At 66.0% G+C, this 638-nt stretch carries 1 protein-coding gene; it reads right to left on the bottom strand.

The genetic code is table 11. From position 1 onward, the window contains the following. Positions 1–638, bottom strand: a 638-nt coding sequence (locus tag B7L92_RS38880) for a DNRLRE domain-containing protein (RefSeq protein WP_143626550.1), incomplete at both ends; no start/stop codon positions are given.

Here is a 638-nt window from a genome sequence, read left to right as displayed (position 1 = left end):
AGGGAGGCCGGTTGTAGACGACCTCCATGGTGGCGCTGGTCGCCTTGAACTTGCGCCATGTCTGCGCGTCGGACTCGCTGGTGGCGCGGATGCCGAAGGTGATGTTGGACCAGCCCTTGTCCGCGCCTTCCTGGGCGGCGGCCTTGACGTTGAACGCCTCGTAGTCGTCGGGACAGGAGGTGGAGGACCAGCCGTGCGCGAAGGACTTCTTCTGCAGCAGCGTGGACCAGCTCGGCTGCTTGTTCCAGGTGGTGCCGGAGGAGATGGCGCCGGTCAGATAGAACTGGAACTCGCGGGTGGTGCAGGACCAGGAGTGGTTGTTGAGCACCTTGAAGGTGGCGGAGGAGATGTCCGCGCCCTTGAGGCTGGTGCTGTAGTTCATCCGCCAGAACGAGCGGGCGGTGCCGCCGGTCTCGCTCTCGTAACCGACCCGGGCGTCGGAGGTGCCGGAGGAGAAGTTGGTGCCGTTCCAGAAGCTGGAGTTGGGGTACGGCTTGTAGGCCACGGTCCAGGCGAGCCAGCCACTGTTGAGCGTCGGGTCGACGAACACCGGGTAGCGGACGTCGTCGTCGGTGAACAGGCCGGCCTTCGCGGCGTGCAGGTCGAGCCGTGCGGTGCCGGTGCCGTCACCCTTAAGC

The sequence above is a fragment of the Streptomyces viridosporus genome, from assembly GCF_002078235.1.
Classification (GTDB): domain Bacteria; phylum Actinomycetota; class Actinomycetes; order Streptomycetales; family Streptomycetaceae; genus Streptomyces; species Streptomyces viridosporus.
Note: the sequence above shows the minus strand (reverse complement) of the source record. Positions and strands in the feature narration are given on the sequence as shown.